The organism is Ruegeria sp. YKSF131, assembly GCF_059612645.1.
This window is the reverse complement of record NZ_JBXWQZ010000007.1, coordinates 1-12,841: the sequence shown is the minus strand read 5'-3', so window position 1 is coordinate 12,841 and position 12,841 is coordinate 1. Positions and strand designations below refer to the sequence as shown.

Below are 12,841 nucleotides of genomic sequence, written 5' to 3'. Positions count from 1 at the left end.
CCGTTTTCTGACACTCCTCAATCTAGTTCCAGTTTGTCTCGGCACGCTGTTTTCATTGACCACCCACCGTCGAATGGTTCACCTTCGAAACGAATTGCGGTACCCGCCCAGTCTATGTTGATTCCACCGAACTCAGCTTTGGCGCAATGGTTTGGTGTTAGTATATTCGCGAGCAAGTGAACCACTGGCTCTGGAAGCTCTTCTACCCCAATGGTTAATGAGAAAATTTGTTTAGACGGAGGCGAGCCGAAGATTGCACCAAAGCGCTTCCCGAGTACGTCACCCCAATACAAATTCGGATCGTCCCCGTCGAGCTCGCTGTTATTAATAGTCAGGGATTCGAACACCGCAGTCGCGTCGACTTGCCCGTCGGGAAGTGCTGGAACGAGAATTGTTTCGGCCTGTCCCGACGATCCAAGAATGGCTGAGATGAACACTGTCGCAATTATCTTTGAGAACAAAGAAAAACTCCTGATTTTGCGTTTCTTTCGCCTGTGGGTGTTTCGAGTGGTGCCGGGCTGAAGCCCGGCCTACCAGTTGGCGTGAAGGGAGCGAGCACTCAACTTACGCTTGCTAAGCTTGTTTGGATTTGTCGGTTCTCAGTAAAGTTTGGTCTCCCCAATAGGTAACCTTGGCTACTGAGCCTACTTCCAATTCGAACCAGCAGTCGGTGTATTCCGCGCCAGGAACGCTGAACGCACATCCATGCAACTGCAGCAATTCTCCATTTGTTTTGACAATTTCCACGATCCAATCTTCGGTTCGGCTGTCATCCGCGAAAAGCAGCTTGTTGGGCGAGAGAGGTCGAAGTGTCAACGAATAGTCGTATTCGCCTATGACGAAATCAATCGTTCTCTCGCCGTCCAGAAAGGGGACGTCTTCAGGTATTCTTTCCCAAGTTATTGACAAAGTTTACCGCGCAAACTTCTTATGCTTCAACCGCTTAGGCTCCAGCGCGTCTGGTCCCAACCGCCGCTTCTTATCCTCTTCGTAATCCTCGAAGTTACCCTCGAACCATTCCACATGGGCATCGCCCTCGAAGGCCAGAATATGCGTGCAAATCCGGTCGAGGAAGAAGCGGTCGTGTGAGATGACGACGGCGCAGCCAGCGAAATCGACCAGCGCGTCCTCCAGCGCACGCAGGGTTTCGACGTCGAGGTCGTTGGTGGGTTCGTCCAGCAGCAGGACGTTGCCGCCCTCTTTCAGCAGGCGGGCCATGTGGACGCGGTTGCGCTCACCGCCGGATAGCAGCGAGACCTTTTTCTGCTGGTCGCCGCCCTTGAAGTTGAAGGACGAGCAATAGGCGCGGGAATTGACCTGCGCGTCACCCAGCTGAATGATCTCGGCACCGCCGGTGATCGCCTCCCACACGGTGTCGTTGTCTTTCAGGTCGTCGCGGGACTGGTCGACATAAGACAGCTCGACCGTGTCGCCCAACGTGATGGTGCCGCTGTCGGGCTGTTCCTGACCGGTGAGCATCTTGAAGAGCGTCGATTTACCGGCACCGTTGGGGCCGATGACGCCGACGATGCCGCCGGGGGGCAGGGCGAAATCCAGCCCTTCGATCAGTTGCTTGTCGCCCATGTGCTTCGACAGGCCCTCGACCTCGATCACCTTGCCGCCGAGGCGCTGGCCGTTGGGGATGACGATCTGGGCGCGGGTCAGCTTTTCGCGTTCGGACTGTTCGGCCAGCTCGTTATAGGCGTTGATTCGGGCCTTGGATTTGGCCTGACGGGCCTTCTGGCCCTGACGCATCCATTCCAGTTCGCGTTGCAGGGTCTTCTGCTTGGATTTGTCCTCGCGGGCTTCCTGCTCCAGCCGTTTGGCTTTTTGTTCCAGCCATGCGGAGTAGTTGCCCTCGTAAGGGATACCGCGGCCACGATCGAGTTCGAGGATCCAGCCGGTGATGTCATCGAGGAAATAACGGTCGTGGGTGACGATCAGGATGGTGCCCTTGTAGTCGATCAGGTGCTGTTGCAACCAGGCGATGGTCTCGGCGTCGAGGTGGTTGGTCGGTTCGTCGAGCAGCAGCATGTCGGGCGCTTCGAGCAGCAGCTTGCAGAGCGCCACGCGGCGTTTTTCACCGCCCGAAAGGTTGGCAATGTTGGCGTCGTCCGGCGGGCAGCGCAGTGCCTCCATCGACACGTCGATCTGGCTGTCGAGGTCCCAGAGGTTCTCGGCGTCGATCGCGTCCTGCAGGGTGGTCATTTCCTCCATCAACTCGTCCGAGTAATTCTCGGCGATCTCCATGGCAATCTCGTTGAAGCGGTCAACCTTGGCCTTTTTCGCGGCCACGCCCAGCATGACGTTTTCACGGACCGACAGGGATTCATCCAGCTGCGGTTCCTGCGGCAGGTAACCGACCTTGGCACCTTGGGCGGCCCAGGCCTCACCGGTGAAGTCGGTGTCGAGCCCGGCCATGATCTTCATCAGCGTCGATTTACCCGCGCCGTTGACGCCGACAACACCGATTTTCACGCCGGGCAGAAAGCTCAGGTGGATGTTTTCAAAGCACTTCTTGCCACCGGGATAGGTCTTGGAGACACCCTGCATGTGGTAGACATATTGATAGGCGGCCATGTCGCGTCCTCTGGGTCGGGAAATTGGGTTGAAACGCTGGATATCCGAGCGGGGCGGGCGGGGCAAGCTGGTGGTTTTGTGAATTTCGTCCCGTATCTGCATGGGCTAGGTTTGCCGGGCTGTATGAGGGGCATGAAGTGGTGGAACTGGCGGAACTGATATCAGGCTGGGCGCAACCGGGGCGGGTGGAGTGGATTGGCGTCCGGCCCGAGCGGCGGGTTGGGGTGGAGGTGGTGAGGGAGGCGGTGGTCTCGGCCGATGGGCTCGACGGTGACCGGGGCCGTACGGGTAAGCGGGCGGTTTCTTTGATCCAGCGGGAGCATCTGGCGGCCATTGGCTCTTATCTGGGGCAAGGACCGGTTGCCCCCGAAACCCTGCGGCGCAATCTGGTGGTTTCGGGGATCAATCTGGCCGCGCTCAAGGGGCGTGAGGTGCAGGTGGGTGAGGCGGTTTTGCGCTTTACCGTGATCTGTGCACCATGCAGCCGGATGGAAGAGGCGCTGGGCAAGGGCGGCTATTCTGCCGTGCGGGGGCATGGGGGATGGTGCGCCGAAGTTGTCAGGCCGGGGCGGGTTGCGCTGGGCGACGCCGTGCAACCGATTGATTGACAACGCGGCCCGGTTCTGAACATCAGCAGGTTATGGAGCGGTACGACATCCCTTACGCGCGGCCCGGGCAGGTCGTTGGGTTGTTCGGCGGGTCATTCGATCCGCCGCATCAGGGCCATGTGCATGTGACGCGTGAGGCGATGAAGGCCTTTGGGTTGGATCGGGCGTGGTGGCTGGTGTCACCCGGCAATCCGTTGAAAGAGCGGGGGCCTGCGCCGATCGCGCGGCGCATGGCGGCGGCGCGGCGGGTGATGCAGCATCCGAAGGTCGACGTGACGGATATCGAGGCGCTGGTCGGCACGCGGGCAACGGCGGACACTCTGACAGCGCTCAGGCGGCTTTACCCGCAGGTGCGGTTTGTCTGGCTGATGGGCGCGGACAATCTGGCGCAGTTTCATCGCTGGAAAGACTGGCGGCTGATCATGGACACTGTGCCGGTGGGCGTGGTGGCGCGGCCGGGTGAGCGGATCTCGGCCCGGATGTCACCTGCGGCGCGGGTTTATGCGAAGTACCGGATTGACGGGCAGGCGCGGCACCTTTTGGGGCAGGCGCAGGCTCCGGCCTGGTGTTTCGTGAACGTGCCGATGATCGATGTCAGTTCGACCGAACTCCGGACACGCGGCGAATGGGGCGCAGAAGTGTTGCCGGAATAGCCCCAACGGGCGCATAATCTAACACGGTGGTTGTGTGCTTTTGATCTGTGGGATTTTAATTCGGCTATGGCTGGTCGTTTTTCACGTCGTTTATTTCTGGGGGGATTAGGGGCGTCCCTGATCCCGGCAGCGGGCCTTGCGCAGGCGCCGCTTGTATCGCTTAGGCCGCAGGCGCGCGGGGTCATATTAAGCGGTGCCGAGCGATTGGTGGCCGCAGCAGGCCTGAAGGGCGAGGTTGTGTTTGCGGTTGCGGATGTGGCGACCGGGGCGCAGCTGGAAGTGTTTGGCGAGGGCGCAAGTCTGCCCCCGGCCAGCGTCGGAAAGGCAATGACCGCGCTTTATGCGCTGGACGTTCTGGGGCCGGAACACCGGTTCGAGACCCGTCTGGTGGCGGATGGCCGGATCGAGAAGGGCGTTTTGCACGGCGATTTGATTCTGGTTGGGGGCGGCGACCCGCTGCTGGATACGGATGCGCTGGCTACGATGGCGGCCAATTTGCGCGAGGCCGGGATTATCGAAGTGCGCGGCGCGTTCAGGGTTTACGACGGGGCGTTGCCTTATGTGTTCAGCATCGATCCCGAGCAGCCGGATCATGTGGGCTATAGCCCGGCCGTCAGCGGCATTTCCCTGAACTTCAATCGCGTCCATTTCGAATGGAAACGCGCAGGGAGTGGCTATGACATAACCATGGATGCCCGCAGCGAGCGTTATGTGCCTGCGGTGGATGTCTCGGCCATGCGGGTCGAGGATCGTAGCCTGCCGATCTATACCTATCAGGCAAGCGCGCGGCAGGATCGCTGGACCGTGGCCAAGGGCGCGCTGGGCAATGGCGGGGCCCGCTGGTTGCCGGTGCGCAAGCCCGCTTTGTACGCGGGCGATGTATTTCGCACCTTGGCGCGGTCGAACGGGATCGTTTTGAAGCGCGTTCAGGTGACACGCCAGAGCGTGCAGGGTGTCGATCTTGTGGTGCATCGCAGCGACAGTTTGGATCGTGTCCTGCGCGGGATGCTGAAATACTCGACCAACCTGACGGCCGAGATGGTCGGGCTGGCCGCGACCAGGGCGCGCGGTGTTAACCCGCACACCCTGGCGGATTCGGCAGCCGAGATGAACCGGTGGGCCGCCAGTCGTTTCGGCGTGACAGGAATCGCCATGGTCGATCATTCGGGTCTGAGCGATGCCTCGCGCATGGTACCGGAGGATTTGGTTGCGGCCCTTGTCGCAACACAGAAGTCGGGGATGTTGCGGCCCTTGATGAAACCTTTTGCACTGACCGACCGGAACGGGCGGCCCGTCAAGAACCACCCGATCAAGGTTGATGCCAAGACAGGGACATTGAACTTTGTATCCGGGTTGGGCGGTTTCCTGACGACTGCGGACGGGGTCGATCTGGCCTTTGCGATATTCACCGCCGACGTGGACCATCGCGCAACGATCCCACGCGCGCAGCGTGAGCGCCCGGACGGTGCACGCAGCTGGAACAGCAGATCGCGAAAATTGCAGCGCGCTTTGCTGGAGCGCTGGGGGTCACTTTATGGAAGCTGAAACCTGAAACCCGCCTGAAGCGGGCGTCAGACGGTATGGCGCGCCCTGGCCCCGCGCTCGATCGCGGCCGCGTGCAGGCGGTCGATGTTCAGCTCGTACCGGATTTCTTCCAGCAGGCGCAGTTCGGATTCGGCCAGCGTTCCGTCAGCGGCAGCGACGTCACAGGCCAGAGCATAGGCCGTTTCGTTCAGGCGTTCGGGCAGGTTGTCCCGGATCAGGCCAAACAGCGCATCCAGCCCGTCTTCCTGTTCGAACAGGTCAAACACGACCTGCGACACGTGGCGCATCCGGTCGATGTCGTACCCGGCGAAGACCGGCAACATGTTCACGGCGACCTCGATCTTGACTAGTTCAGCAGTTCGGATGTTTTCGTCGGAGGCCGAGATCGCAACCATGATCGCCACAAGGCAATCCTGTGGGGACATCGGGTGGGGAACTTGCTCGGTCATTCGGTGCATCCTGCTTGGGGTTCGTCAATGGCGCAGGATAGAAGGGGGGCAAGGCAGGTTCAACATCTTGTTTTGCCCCACTGTGCGGCAGGTTGAACCGGTCAGGTGTTCATTACCGCCATACCGCCGAGCAAAAGGCCCGCCCCGATCCAATAGCGCAGCCCCAGCGTTTCACCGAAGAACAGCCACGAGGCGAGGGGGACCAAGACAAAGCTGAGGGCCATGAACGGATAGGCCTGCGACAGCGGCACATGCCTGAGGACGTAAATCCAGAGTATCGTTGCAGTGCCGTAAATCGCCAGCGCGACGAGCAAGAAAGGGTCGAGCAGGGTATGCAACAGCCCCATCGCACCGGTCGCGGTGCGACCCTCGATCCGCCCGCCAGCGAGTTTGAACAATACCTGTCCGACCGAAATCATGACAGGTGTCAGAAGCAGTCCGGTCCAGACCAGTGCTGTGGGTGCGGTTGCGCTCATGCAGCCTGATCCTTGAGGGGCTTTCCGGTGGATTCCTCGGCCGGTCGATCCTCGCAGTAATAGATGTCACGCCCGATATCCTCGCAGGTGTGAAGGCTGGGGCTGGGATGCACGGCGCGCAGAAAGCTGTGGGTGTAGGGAAAGAAATTGAAATGCGGGTTGAAGCTGTAGCGATATTCCCGTTCGCGCGGGACCACGATGATAACCCGCTTGCGCGCGACCCGGCGCAATTCAGCGATGGCACGGCGGTAATCCAGCAGATGTTCGATCACATGGGTGCAGATGACCGTGTCGAAACTGTTATCCTCAAAAGGCAGGTCTTCGATCCGGGCGGCAACATATCTGATGTTTTCGATGGCTTCAGCGTCATCGATAACGAAATCGACACCGGTCATGGCCGTGATGTCCGGGCGCAGGGCGCGGATGCGTTGCAGCAGAGCCCCGGTGCCGCAGCCGACGTCGCAGATGCTGTTGCCAACAATGTCGCTGGCGATCCGGTCAATGCAGGCGTCGGAATTGTCAGTACCATCATGCACGCGCGGGTGTTCCCGGTAGAGCGTTTCGTATTCTTCGTCCGTCAGAAAAGGCGCGCGTTCGCGGAACGCTGCCAGCCGGGTAATGTGTTCCCCCCAGACACGGCGCGCAAGCCAGTGAAAAGCGGCGCTGTCGCGAAGGATCGGCGGGACGATATCCTCGAGCACAAAGCGGATTAGGTTGCTGGTTTCGCGTCGCATCTAGTTTCCTTTGGTCCCGGGGAGGTTTCCCGGCGTCTTTCTATCGTAGCACCGCAGTGCAAACACGTGAAATATCCGGGTCAGGTCAAAGCCTGTCGCCCGTGTCTTTTATGTTTCGCGCGCCAAACCCATCTTATGAGTGTGGCTGGAGTAAGGCTTGCGGATGGAAAAACCGGTACGGGATTGCGGAGGCTCCTGGCGTGGATCAGAGGCTGAGGGCGGGCAGTACAGTCATTTAGCGGCAAAACCCCGTGACAAGGCGGTTTTCCACGGGTTCCGGGCAGTTAAAACACGGGTGCTTTATTGACTCATGCTGCACTGGCACAATAGGAGGAGCCGGTCGGGTTGCGTGGTGCAGCCGCGACCGTTTCCCCAATGGAGCACATTGAAATGTCTGAACTGCGCGAAACCGCGATGTCGTCCAAGGCCTGGCCCTTTGAAGAGGCGCGCCGGTTGCTTAAACGCTATCAGAAAGGTGCTCCGGAAAAGGGGTATGTGCTGTTTGAAACCGGATACGGCCCGTCGGGCCTGCCGCATATCGGCACGTTCGGCGAGGTGGCGCGGACCACGATGGTCAAGCGCGCCTTTGAAGCGCTGTCGGATATCCCGACCAAGCTGATCTGTTTTTCGGACGATCTGGACGGGATGCGCAAGGTTCCCAGCAACGTGCCGAACCCCGAGGCGCTGGAAGAGCATTTGCAGCGCCCGCTGACCTCGGTTCCTGATCCGTTTGGCGAATTTGACAGCTTTGGCGAACACAACAACGCGATGTTGCGCCGGTTCCTTGATACCTTCGGGTTCGAATACGAGTTCTACTCGGCGCGCGACTTTTATCGCTCGGGCCAGTTCGACGAGATTCTGAAGCGTGCGGTTGAACGCTACGACGACGTGATGGCCATCATGTTGAAAAGCCTGCGGGAAGAACGCCAGCAGACCTATTCGATCTTCCTACCGATCCACCCGGAAACCGGGCGGGTTCTGTATGTGCCGATGAAAAAGGTCTGCGCCGAAACCTATACCGTTACCTTCGATGATGAAGACGGCAAGGAATGGACCGTTCCCGTGACCGGTGGCAACGTGAAGCTGCAATGGAAGCCGGATTTCGGGGCGCGCTGGGCGGCACTGGGCGTTGATTTCGAGATGTACGGCAAGGAACACGCGACCAACGAAAAGATCTATGACGGGATCTGCCGGGCCTTGGGTGGCCGCGCGCCCGAGCATTTCAGCTATGAGCTGTTTCTGGACGAGAACGGACAGAAGATTTCGAAATCGTCGGGCAATGGTGTGTCGATTGACGAATGGCTGACCTATGCGCCGACCGAGTCGCTGGCTTATTTCATGTACCAAAAGCCCAAGACGGCCAAGCGGATGCATTTCGACGTGATCCCGAAAGCCTATGATGAGTATCATCAGCAGCTGCGCGCCTATCCGGGGCAGGACCTGAAGGCACAGTTGAACAACCCGGTCTGGCATATTCACGGCGGCGACGTCCCTGAATCGACCCTGATCGTTCCCTTTGCGATGCTGCTGAATCTGGCATCGGTTTCCGGTGCCGAAGACAAGGAGGCGCTGTGGGGCTTTATTCGCCGCTATGCGCCCGAGGCAACGGCAGAGAGCCATCCCGATCTGGACAAGGCTGCTGGTTTCGCCGTGCGGTACTTCAACGATTTCGTCAAGCCGACGCGCAAGCATCGCGCGCCGACGGATCAGGAGCGCGAGGCGCTGGAAGCTCTGAAAGCGGCGCTTGAGGCGTATGATGGCCCGACCGAGGATGAAGCGTTGCAATCGGTGGTCTATGCCATCGGCCGCGAGCGGTTTGATCCAATGAAAGGATGGTTCTCGGCGCTTTATGAGGTGCTGCTGGGGGCCTCGCAAGGGCCGCGCTTCGGGGGTTTTATCGCGCTTTACGGCGTGCCCGAGACCATCGCGCTGATCGACAAGGCACTGGCCGGAGAGCTGGTCTGATTTGACCTGAACCGGCATGGGGCTATCCTTGGCACAGGAGGTGGCCCCATGCGTCGATTATTGCTTGCATTATCCCTGAGCGCCGGGCTGGCGTCGGGCGCGTTTGCGCAGAGTGCCGAGATCGAGGCCAATATCGCGGCGCAGATACAGGCCTTCCGGGCGGATGACTTTGCGACCGCCTTCACCTTTGCCAGCCCCAGCATCCAGCGTCTGTTTCGAAACCCCGACAATTTCGGCGCGATGGTGCGCAATGGCTATCCCATGGTCTGGCGTCCTGCCGATGTGCGTTTTCTGGAACTGCGCGAGGTTGATGGCGCGCTGTGGCAGAAGGTGATGATTACGGACGGTAACGGGCGGGTGCATCTTCTGGACTATCAGATGATCCCGCTGACGGAAGGCTGGAAGATCAACGGGGTGCAACTGTTGGGTGCCGCTGACCCTGCGGCCTGAGGCAACACCACCGTCACGGTGATATGAGCCGTGATTAATTCCTTTTCGATATCCAGACTGTCGCGTTCGGGGCGGACCTGAACACGGGGTTTGGACGCGTCGCCGGATTTGCGCGACGCGATTGGGAAAGGGTTTTCAATGAACAAGGCAATCACCGACGGCATCGTGTTCATGCCGCCACAATTCGCGAATGGTCTGACGGTTTGGTCTGCGGGGGACGGAACACCCGGATCGCCCACATATGGCGGGTCCGGCACGGGCGTATTTGTTCCGGCGGATGCGGATTTTGCCGGTTGTCTTGAAATCCTGAAGGTCAACACAACGCAGCAATTGCGTTACATGGGGCAGACGCCGATTCTGCCCGGTTGCTATTTGCAGATCAAAGCCCGGGTCAAGGCGATCAGTGGCCCGTTGCCGTCGGTGCGTATTGCAGCCTGGGCCGGTGGCGCGGGTGATGTGCACGTAGCCGGTGTTGTGGAGCAAGGGCCGGCCACCCAGCTGTCGGGCTATGGCACGATTCACGAGATCACCGCGATTGTCGGCACCGGCCAGCGCCCGGGCGTGGACATGCCCTGGGGGCTGGCCGCCCTTTACGGGCATTTCGGCCTGGATATCGAAGGGGCCAACGGCGCGCTGGTGCGCGTCGATGATCTTGAGATCACCGATGTCACCGGGTTCTTTCTGCGCGAGATGATCAGCCTGGTCGACGTACGCGACTTTGGTGCGGTTGGTGACGGTGTGACGGATGACTCGGTTGCGTTTGAGGCGGCGGATCAGGCCGCCGGTGGCCGCTGGGTCTTTGTTCCGCAAGGCACCTATCACCTTGCGGAGAACACCAGCATCGATGCGGAGATTGAATTCGAAGGCACCGTCACCATGCCGGATGACAAGATGCTGTTGCTGACCAAGGATTTCCATCTGCCCGCATATATCGAGGCGTTCGGAGATGAGGAGCTGGCCTTCAAGAAGGCGTTTCAGGCGCTGCTGAACAATTCGGACCACGATTCGCTGGATCTGGGCGGGCGCAAGATTTCCGTTTCCGCGCCGATCGACATGGCCGCTGCGGTTCCCAACAAGCAAAGCGGCTTTTCCACGCGGCGCGTGATCCGCAACGGGCAGTTCGATGTCAAAAGCGGAACCGCCTGGGACACAGAAACCTTCACCTCTGTCGCCACCTATGACCCCCTGGACAAGACACGTCTGACCAATGTCGCCAATGTGGCCAATATTCCCGTGGGATCGCTGGTTGAGGGCAGTGGTGTCGGGCGTGAGGTTTACGTGCGCTCGAAGAACATAGGCGCCGGTGAGATGACCCTGAGCGCGCCCATCTATGACGCCGCCGGTACCCAGACCTTTACCTTTCAGTCGTTCAAATACCTGCTGGATTTCAGCGGTTTCGATACGTTGCGGAAGTTCGGCATGGAGCAGATCGAGTTTCAGTGCAACAGCCGGTGCAGCGGCATTCGTCTGGCGGCCTCGGGCAGTACGTTTTCGTTGAAAGACTGTTTTATCAGTCGCCCGAAGGATCGGGGCCTGACCTCGACCGCGACGGGGTGCAAGGGACTGCTGATCGACAATTGCCAGTTCCTGTCCTCAGAAGAGGCGCTCGACGTGACGGACCGGAACTCCATCGGGCTGAACACCAACTCGAACGATGTGAAGCTGCGTCACAATCAGGCGGTGCGGTTCAAGCATTTTGCCGTTCTGGGCGGTGGCACCAATTTGGTTCTGGGCAACCATTTCTTTCAGGGCGACGGCATCCCGCAGGGGGTCCGTACCGCAGGGCTGATCATGATCGGCACCTACAACACCTCGACCATTGCCGAGAACTATGTCGACAACTGCTTTATCGAATGGACCAATGAACGGGATGCGGCGCCCACCTATACCAGCGGGTTTTCGTTCAGTTCGATGAGCATCACGGACAATATCTTTTTCTCGAGCGATGCACCGGCCTGGTTCAGCTATATCATCATCCGCCCCTATGGTGCTGGCCATTACCTGAATGGCGTGACGGTGACCGGCAACAAGTTCCGCGCCACCAGCGGTTCGATCGATCGGGCGGAACGGGTCGATACATCTTTTGCCGATCTGGACAATAACAGGCATTCGAACGTGACCTACGAGAACAATACCTATCACGGGATTGCCAAGAGATCATCGAACCCGCTGCGCGTCCGCAGCCAGCAGAACTCGGTCGCGAATGTCTGGGCGGTTTCGGCAAACGGCGAGTTGCCATTTGGCGGCAAGGCGCGCGGCTGCGATGGGGTCACTGCCATCGGGTCGCTGACCGGGGTGTTCAACAACCTTGTCTATTCGGCCCCTCATGTTTTGACCGAACAGGGGGCCAGTGGCGACAGTCTTATTCTGCGCTGGCCAGATCACCTGAAAGGCGAAGTCTCGGTCACGATGCGCATGGAGCGTTGAAACAGCGGCTGGTCGCCCATACCGGGTGGCCAGCCACCTGACAAACGGGCGCAGAAAAGCGCGGATTGGCGCAGCGGCAAGGAAATAGGCGACGTTTCAATCTGATGTGCTAGGCTTGGGGAAAGAAATGGAGAATCCCGATGCCGAAAATCGCCAAAAACGCCAGTGTTCAGACAGTTATCACCACGTTTGAAATGACGCCCGGCACCTGTCAGGACCTTTTGGAGGCGCTGACCGACGCCTATTCCGAGTTCATCTCGAAGCAGCCCGGCTTTGTTTCTGCCGGGCTTCATGTGAATGATGCGCAAACCCGGATTGCCAACTATTCGCAATGGCAACGCCGCGAGGATTTCCTGGCCATGCTGCGGACCGCCGAGATGCGCGACCGCAACCGCAAGATCAACGAGCTGTGCAAGAGCTTTGAGCCGGTCATGTATGACGTTGCAGAGACATTTGGCTCTACCTGACCTGAATCAAAGCCTGCCGTGCATGTCTGTTTCAAAGTAAGCCTGCAAAACGGAGGCGCATGCTATGTATCACAACATTCTCGTTCCGATCTCTTTCGATGCTGAAAGAGACACGTCCGGGCCGTTGAAACTGGCCCGGGTTCTGGCCACGCCGGACGCGCAAGTCACATTGCTGCATGTGGTTGAGCATATTCCAAATTATGCAATCTCGTACATGCCGTCCGAATATCTGACCGAGGCCCGAAAGGCGATTCAGTCAGAGCTTGATACGCTGGCGTCGCAATTGCCGAATGCCACGGGCGTCGTGATCGAAGGGCATTCCGGCCGGACCATTCTGGACTGGGCCGAGGCGCATCACCCGGACCTGATCATCGTGGCCTCGCACCGGCCGGGGATGCAGGATCTGCTGTTGGGGTCAACCGCGTCCCATATCGTGCGCCACGCCCCTTGTGCGGTGCATGTGGTTCGGTGACAGTCGGACATCACT

At 59.5% G+C, this 12,841-nt stretch carries 13 protein-coding genes; 8 read left to right on the top strand and 5 right to left on the bottom strand.

Going from position 1 to position 12,841, the window contains the following annotated elements; genetic code table 11:
- Positions 1-17: 17 nt before the first annotated feature.
- Positions 18-461, bottom strand: coding sequence for a hypothetical protein (locus AC2FLZ_RS04270; RefSeq protein ID WP_496822061.1), 444 nt, complete (start codon positions 459-461; stop codon positions 18-20).
- A gap of 451 nt (positions 462-912) precedes the next feature.
- Positions 913-2,580 (bottom strand): energy-dependent translational throttle protein EttA, encoded by a 1,668-nt coding sequence (gene ettA, locus AC2FLZ_RS04265; protein ID WP_480518551.1) that lies wholly within the window; start codon positions 2,578-2,580, stop codon positions 913-915.
- Between the two features lie 137 nt (positions 2,581-2,717).
- On the opposite strand from ettA, the gene AC2FLZ_RS04260 reads away from it, so the two are divergent.
- The 3 genes from AC2FLZ_RS04260 (at position 2,718) to dacB (ending at position 5,386) form a co-directional block, all read left to right on the top strand.
- Positions 2,718-3,188 carry an MOSC domain-containing protein gene (locus AC2FLZ_RS04260; protein ID WP_480624733.1) on the top strand — a complete coding sequence of 157 codons (471 nt, stop codon included), beginning with the start codon at positions 2,718-2,720 and terminating at the stop codon, positions 3,186-3,188.
- Between the two features lie 32 nt (positions 3,189-3,220).
- Entirely contained in the window at positions 3,221-3,841 is a 621-nt protein-coding gene (locus tag AC2FLZ_RS04255) for a nicotinate-nucleotide adenylyltransferase (protein ID WP_480518555.1), read from the top strand.
- Between the two features lie 66 nt (positions 3,842-3,907).
- Positions 3,908-5,386 carry a D-alanyl-D-alanine carboxypeptidase/D-alanyl-D-alanine endopeptidase gene (gene dacB / locus AC2FLZ_RS04250; RefSeq protein ID WP_480518557.1) on the top strand — a complete coding sequence of 493 codons (1,479 nt, stop codon included), beginning with the start codon at positions 3,908-3,910 and terminating at the stop codon, positions 5,384-5,386.
- A gap of 26 nt (positions 5,387-5,412) precedes the next feature.
- Here the strand turns inward: dacB and AC2FLZ_RS04245 are convergent, their stop codons facing one another.
- From AC2FLZ_RS04245 to AC2FLZ_RS04235, 3 genes are all read right to left on the bottom strand, one after another.
- Entirely contained in the window at positions 5,413-5,835 is a 423-nt protein-coding gene (locus tag AC2FLZ_RS04245; RefSeq protein ID WP_496822059.1) for a tellurite resistance TerB family protein, read from the bottom strand.
- 101 nt (positions 5,836-5,936) lie between these two features.
- A complete protein-coding gene (locus AC2FLZ_RS04240; protein ID WP_480604824.1) occupies positions 5,937-6,311 on the bottom strand; it encodes an EamA family transporter in 375 nt (124 codons plus the stop codon).
- Entirely contained in the window at positions 6,308-7,045 is a 738-nt protein-coding gene (locus AC2FLZ_RS04235) for a class I SAM-dependent methyltransferase (RefSeq protein ID WP_480604826.1), read from the bottom strand. The genes AC2FLZ_RS04240 and AC2FLZ_RS04235 overlap by 4 nt, the downstream gene beginning before the upstream one ends.
- A gap of 390 nt (positions 7,046-7,435) precedes the next feature.
- On the opposite strand from AC2FLZ_RS04235, the gene AC2FLZ_RS04230 reads away from it, so the two are divergent.
- The 5 genes from AC2FLZ_RS04230 to AC2FLZ_RS04210 all read left to right on the top strand — a co-directional run bounded on the left by AC2FLZ_RS04230 (position 7,436) and on the right by AC2FLZ_RS04210 (position 12,826).
- Positions 7,436-9,010, top strand: a complete 1,575-nt coding sequence (locus tag AC2FLZ_RS04230; protein ID WP_480475248.1) for a lysine--tRNA ligase — start codon at positions 7,436-7,438, stop codon at positions 9,008-9,010.
- 48 nt (positions 9,011-9,058) lie between these two features.
- Positions 9,059-9,460 (top strand): DUF4864 domain-containing protein, encoded by a 402-nt coding sequence (locus AC2FLZ_RS04225; RefSeq protein ID WP_480475250.1) that lies wholly within the window; start codon positions 9,059-9,061, stop codon positions 9,458-9,460.
- Between the two features lie 138 nt (positions 9,461-9,598).
- Entirely contained in the window at positions 9,599-11,887 is a 2,289-nt protein-coding gene (locus tag AC2FLZ_RS04220; RefSeq protein ID WP_496881866.1) for a glycosyl hydrolase family 28-related protein, read from the top strand.
- Between the two features lie 140 nt (positions 11,888-12,027).
- The gene (locus tag AC2FLZ_RS04215; protein ID WP_480475254.1) at positions 12,028-12,354 is read left to right on the top strand and encodes an antibiotic biosynthesis monooxygenase family protein; all 327 of its coding nucleotides are present in this window, start codon (positions 12,028-12,030) and stop codon (positions 12,352-12,354) included.
- A 64-nt stretch (positions 12,355-12,418) separates the two neighbouring features.
- The gene (locus AC2FLZ_RS04210) at positions 12,419-12,826 is read left to right on the top strand and encodes a universal stress protein (RefSeq protein ID WP_480475256.1); all 408 of its coding nucleotides are present in this window, start codon (positions 12,419-12,421) and stop codon (positions 12,824-12,826) included.
- The last annotated feature ends 15 nt before the right edge of the window (positions 12,827-12,841 follow it).

Excerpts from the sequence above, each read along its gene's own strand:
- AC2FLZ_RS04230 (WP_480475248.1), top strand. The coding sequence starts at position 7,436 with ATGTCTGAACTGCGCGAAACCGCGATGTCGTCCAAGGCCTGGCCCTTT.
- AC2FLZ_RS04220 (WP_496881866.1), top strand. The coding sequence starts at position 9,599 with ATGAACAAGGCAATCACCGACGGCATCGTGTTCATGCCGCCACAATTC.
- AC2FLZ_RS04245 (WP_496822059.1), bottom strand. The coding sequence starts at position 5,835 with ATGACCGAGCAAGTTCCCCACCCGATGTCCCCACAGGATTGCCTTGTG.
- AC2FLZ_RS04235 (WP_480604826.1), bottom strand. The coding sequence starts at position 7,045 with ATGCGACGCGAAACCAGCAACCTAATCCGCTTTGTGCTCGAGGATATC.
- AC2FLZ_RS04215 (WP_480475254.1), top strand. The coding sequence starts at position 12,028 with ATGCCGAAAATCGCCAAAAACGCCAGTGTTCAGACAGTTATCACCACG.
- AC2FLZ_RS04225 (WP_480475250.1), top strand. The coding sequence starts at position 9,059 with ATGCGTCGATTATTGCTTGCATTATCCCTGAGCGCCGGGCTGGCGTCG.
- dacB (WP_480518557.1), top strand. The coding sequence starts at position 3,908 with ATGGCTGGTCGTTTTTCACGTCGTTTATTTCTGGGGGGATTAGGGGCG.
- AC2FLZ_RS04255 (WP_480518555.1), top strand. The coding sequence starts at position 3,221 with ATGGAGCGGTACGACATCCCTTACGCGCGGCCCGGGCAGGTCGTTGGG.
- AC2FLZ_RS04240 (WP_480604824.1), bottom strand. The coding sequence starts at position 6,311 with ATGAGCGCAACCGCACCCACAGCACTGGTCTGGACCGGACTGCTTCTG.
- ettA (WP_480518551.1), bottom strand. The coding sequence starts at position 2,580 with ATGGCCGCCTATCAATATGTCTACCACATGCAGGGTGTCTCCAAGACC.
- AC2FLZ_RS04210 (WP_480475256.1), top strand. The coding sequence starts at position 12,419 with ATGTATCACAACATTCTCGTTCCGATCTCTTTCGATGCTGAAAGAGAC.